The organism is uncultured Succinivibrio sp., assembly GCF_902756765.1.
Classification (GTDB): Bacteria; Pseudomonadota; Gammaproteobacteria; order Enterobacterales; family Succinivibrionaceae; genus Succinivibrio.
This window is the reverse complement of the sequence record NZ_CACVSS010000101.1, coordinates 1-5,543: the sequence shown is the minus strand read 5'-3', so window position 1 is coordinate 5,543 and position 5,543 is coordinate 1. Positions and strand designations below refer to the sequence as shown.

At 38.1% G+C, this 5,543-nt stretch carries 3 protein-coding genes; all 3 read right to left on the bottom strand.

Annotated features, from left to right (window positions below):
* Nucleotides 1-232: 232 nt before the first annotated feature.
* Nucleotides 233-1,240, bottom strand: a complete 1,008-nt coding sequence (locus QZU45_RS10520) for a hypothetical protein (protein ID WP_295355099.1) — start codon at nt 1,238-1,240, stop codon at nt 233-235.
* Between the two features lie 23 nt (nt 1,241-1,263).
* On the bottom strand, nt 1,264-2,679 hold the full coding sequence (locus tag QZU45_RS10515) for a hypothetical protein (protein WP_295355098.1): 1,416 nt from the start codon (nt 2,677-2,679) through the stop codon (nt 1,264-1,266).
* A gap of 714 nt (nt 2,680-3,393) precedes the next feature.
* On the bottom strand, nt 3,394-5,370 hold the full coding sequence (locus tag QZU45_RS10510; protein ID WP_295355096.1) for a SurA N-terminal domain-containing protein: 1,977 nt from the start codon (nt 5,368-5,370) through the stop codon (nt 3,394-3,396).
* Between the last annotated feature and the right edge of the window lie 173 nt (nt 5,371-5,543).

The window sequence follows — 5,543 nt, the reverse complement described above, 5'->3', positions numbered from 1 at the left end:
CAGTACCATCATCCAAATCATGATACAGATCTCCAAAATCTCGAAGATGCTGACAGCACAATCCACATTTATCACAGTTAAAGGTACACTGATTGTCCTCATACTCGTTATTTCTATAAGGCATTCTTTACAACCTCCTTTGAGGACTAAATAACTATCATATGTAAATTTTTCAAAGAATGCCCCCTAAACTGCGCGTCTTCATCTGACCACATTTTTGTTGTTATTGATTTCAACTCAGAATGTCCGCATGACTGTCAGCAATAGTCTGAACCCCATCAATAAAGTTTTCGTTAAAGTCTGAATTTACCTCAACTTCACCATTATTCTCAACCACCAGATTCATCATACACAACGTTTTAACTGTATTAAAGAGATTCAATGAGGTCTTTATTATCTCCAATTCATTAGTGTTGAATATCTCTCTTGTTCTTTTTACTTGATGTTTAGATAGAACATTACGATGGGCATTGATAATTTTGGAAGTTTTTTTAATGTAGTATTCAAATATGGTTCCGATCTTATCCATAAGCCCATGATAAATTAAAAACTGAGCACGCATTGCCTGAAATTTGTCACTCTGAATCTTAAGTTTTTCGCACTCAGCCTCACACTGGGCTTCATATGCTCTAGCCTTTTCAAGATTAGCATCCGCTTCAGTATCTGCTTTATATGCAGATACAAGGAAAATAGGAGCTGCAATAACAGCAAGAGGAGAAGTTAGCGCTGCAGCAAAGCCTGCACCTAATCCACCAACCAATCCTGCACCAGATAACAGTGCTCCGCCCGTTCCATATAATGCAGCGGCTGCGGGGCCCAAAGCTCCAAATAAAGCCCCTTTTGCATCCGCATTATCTGCCTCTTTTGAAAAAGTTCGCGCCAGGCTAGCCCCGTATGCCATCATGGAATCAAACTCTTTATCATCAAATGTACGGGCTAAATCACCACCATAAGAACCAACATCAAAGATATCAAGATGCTTTATCATATCCAAAGACTGTTTAAACTCACGCACCGGATTATTTATGAGGTATTCCTTAGATTCTCCTACAAGAGAAACTGCGTCAGTGAAATCGTCATAGTCACTTCGTGTTTCCTGAACTTGATCATCATATGTTCTCTTTGCGCGATCGCATATAGATTTAGCCTCCTCATTCTTTTCCTTTGCGGAAATATGACCTCCAACAGCAACAGCACCTGTAAATAAAACAGCAGCACCAATTATAAAAGGAAATGGCATGATGTTCACTCCTATGTATTTGTTCAACCATCAAGTAAAGCACATAAGTCATCAATTGTTTCGATACTATCAGTACCCCCCAAATGATGTGTTATATTTCTCGCAGCTTCTGACACCTTACGGTTATCATCCGAGAGAATTCCTTCATCCAAAAGTTTCATACACCCAGTGTAGAATTTCTTTTCTTTTGCAAAATATGATGCTAAAGTTTTTTCCAGTTCAACCCTGTATTCATGGTACTGAGCGTACATTTGTTTATATTTTTCCTGAATATTCCTCATTTCGGCAGCAATCTGTTTATTAGTGGCCATTGAATCAAAAACCCCAAACAAACATTTGCTAAAAGCCATGCCTACAAGAGTGCCTGCCACAGCACCAACCACAGGAATAGGGATAAGCGTCTGACCAATAATAGCAGCTTCCCCGGTTATCATTAATTCGGCTGATGCTTGAGTAATTTGCTTGGTACATTCACTCATTGTGATTTCATTATTTAAATACTTCTTTATTGGAGAAAAGCACACCTGAACGGTAGATACAATCTTAGCTGGCAAATTACACTTAGCCGCCCATTTTAAAAGTGCAATTTCGGACTCTTGAAGGGAACGCTGTGCTATGGTAACTGCACCACTAAAAGTATAGTTTTTGACAAGACCTGAACCTGTATCTGTCACTACATCCTTCATTGCATCTTTTATGGTCTTTCGGTCATCCAAAACATCTTTAAGGTTAGTCAAAATATTAAGAAGTCCGATTTCAGCAGCTGAGTTTTTTACTGAATTTGAACCACTCTCATGAAACGTTGACGCAATATTTTTTGCTTTTTTGATTGTCAGTTTAGTTTCTATTTTGTTATTGATCCGATCCGAATCTTTTATAATACGTTCTCGTTTCTTTTTTGAAATTTTAAGACCATTGTTCTTATCGTCAAGGTACTCCCTCTCCGTTCTGCTACCTTTTGTAGTATTGTTTTTCTTAGAAAGCTGCTGAAAATTCTCAGGATCATTAATTACTTCTTTAATATCATCCTGTGTAAGCCAAGTATCTTTTTTATGTTTTTCGTAAACATGCTTTACTGGAACCACATGATCTGACTCCGCTACGTGATCTGCCCAGTCTGCACCATACTTACTCTTTGCTTCCTCAACGGTTTTGCACAGTTCTTTGCCAGTATGTGAATCTCTGACTTTGTGCCCCTTTTTAAAAGCTCTATCCTTAGCTGAATTCTGACTATACTGGCTACCATATCTCTGTCTGATGGTTTCGTCAGCACCTGGAATCTTGTCATAAGACTTCCAGTTATTCTGGTTATTTAGATATGTCTGCGCCCCATCAATACCTTTAACTGTAGAAAGATAATCAGATGCTTTAGCATTATCGTCCTTATCTTGTTCAATATTTGAAGAAGAAATGACCTCTTTTTTATTGACTTTACCCATAACCAATAGTCTCAAATTAAAATGAATTATTTGCGCAATATAACTTCGTTATCTAGTTTTCCGAAAACACGAAACGGAGATAGCAGTATTTTAATGAAAAAAAGAATCAATCAACCAAACCGCCATTATCTAAGATAAATCCTAACAAAAAAGTTCAAGTGTTACTGTGTATAAAAAATGTTTTGTTATCATCTATTACTACAACTAACATTTACTTATATTGTTGTATTTATTATAAAGTTTACCATTGTTTTTTTGACCAGAATTATGATATTTTTTTAAATTAGTGATAATACTCTAAAAAAAAGCACTATAATTTTTATAAAAACGTATCTAAATAACATTTAGACTTCTAATTTCGTATACTCCATAGTCTTTTAAATAATTAATTTACCAAACTATGGATAGACATTTAACGCATATCCAAATTAAAGAAATAAATCTACGATGATTAACCGGCATAACTAAAAGATTTAAGTTAGGGTCGGTAAACAGTATGTTTTTCCGGTTGAATAAGATTATATGAACCTGACCAAGACGTAATACAGAGTACACCTACGCTGAACAGGTAAGGATGGAGATACATGAAGCATAGAAAAAACTTAATTTTCAGCCAAAAAGAAAAAAGCTTCCTTCATATTTGAAGAAAGCTTTTAACTATTAATCCCTAAACCGGTATCTGACATGATAAATCAGAATAACGGCAGCCAGAGATTATAATTCCTCGCTCTTAGAATCAGAGAGCTTTAAATATTCCTTGGTTCTATTGTATTCAACCTTAGCCTGACCGCGTGAAGCTCTTTCAACAAGCTCGTTATCATTCTTGGCATTGAATTCGAATACCTGCTTGTTAAGGAACTCATCTCTGGAAGCATCCTTTTCGTCTACCTTTTCCACCTTAGAAAGGATTAAGAGGTATGACTTACCATCAGCATCGGAATATTTTCCAAAGCTTACCTTGCCTTCAGGAGCTCTGGCCATTTCAAAGACATTCTTTGAAACTGTTTCATCAACATCGTTATTCAGGCGATCAATGGTCTTTGGCTCTGAAATAGTAATCTTGCCTGCAGCCTTTTCGCTATCAAGAGATTCCCCCTTGGAAATCTTAGAGAGCAGATCATTTACATAGGACTCGGCGTTCTTGGCAGCTCTGTTAGCAGCGATATCAGCAATGATTTCATTCTTAACGTCTTCAAGCTTCTTTGGAGTCTTAGGAACGTAATCTTCGATATGAACCACAATGAAAGCATCCTGACCGAGCTCAATCACATCTGAATTCACCCCGCTTTCACGTAATTCCTTATCAAAAAGCTTGGTCTTAACTTCATTTTCAGTGAACGGGAACTTAAGATCCTTGGCATCTGATGCTAAATAATCATACACCTGAACCTTAACGTTATCTGAAGGATGTTCCTTATCAGATTCGTTGGCCATCTTGGCAGCTCTGTCAAGAGAATCAGGATCTTCGAATGAAATATCAGCAACAATCTGACGCTTATCGAGGAACACTTCCTTGCTCTGCTGCTTAACGTATCTCTTGATTACATCTTCCTTGGAATCCTCAAAGGTCTTGGCAGACTGAGGAATAATGGCATTCAGCTTAATGATATGCACACCATACTGGGACTCAACAGGATCAGATACATCCCCTACCTTCTCTAAGGCAAAAGTTGCCTTATCAATGCTTGAATCCTGGTTACCTGATGAGAATGCCGGAAGCTTACCGCCGTTGGCAGCTGAATCCTTATCTTCGGAATACTGCTTGGCAAGCGCTGCAAAATCTTCTCCGCTGTCAATCTTTGCCTTGATTTCGGCAGCTTTAGCCATAGCATCATCGCCGGTAAGCAGGATATGGGAGATTTCACGCTTTTCCGGAATGGTGTAGATTTCGGAATGCAGATTAAAGAAACCGGTTAAATCTGCGTCAGTATAGTGAACATCAGACTTAACGTCATCAGAGGTCAGATAAATGTATGAGAATTTAACTTTATCGGCAACAAGATATTTATCCTTGTTCTGCTCGTAATAATCAGAGATTTCCTTTTCTGAAACCGGATCATTGGATTTGAACTTACTGAAATCAACATCAACTCTTGAGTAGGTGCGCTTTTCAGTAATGACATCAGTAAGATACTGAACTTCACCCGGAAGAGCGAATTCCCCGTCAATAACCGGTCTGAGATAGGTTTCTCTGGACATGTTGTTACGAAGGGTTTCACCGAAAACCTCACCGGTCATATAACCGTACATGCTCAGAACCTTCTCATACTGTTCCTGACTGAACTTGCCGTCAACCATAAACTCAGGCATAGACATGATTTTTGCCTTTACCAGGCTGGCAGGAATATCAATCCCTACTTTCTTGATATGCTGAGCCAAAGCCTCATCATTGATAAGCTTTTCCAGAATACTGGCTTTAAACTTATTATTGAACTGAGGATCAACAGCCATCTGCTTTTCAAAGAACTGTTTACCAAACTGTCTTTCCAGCATGGCCTTTTCTCTACGAACCTGATTCTCAAGCTCGTGTTCAGGAATCTTTACATCATTAACCTTTGCAGGATCAAGGTTACGATCAGGGATTAAATAACTCCCAACTCCGGCAATAACGAAGGATGCGGCGATCAAGAAGAATAATACTTTGGCAGGCCAGCCTGTTGAACCTTCGCGGAGTTTATCAAAACAAGACATGAAAAAAACTACTCCGAAAAAAAATTATTAAAACTATAAATCAGCATATCCGGAGGGCTATCCGCAGACCTTGATTTTTAACGCTCCGGCCACCGGAATACTGGTATTAAAATGAGGTTATTATAAATTAAAAGCACACATAAATGTGTGCTTTTTTTGGCTATGAGATAAAA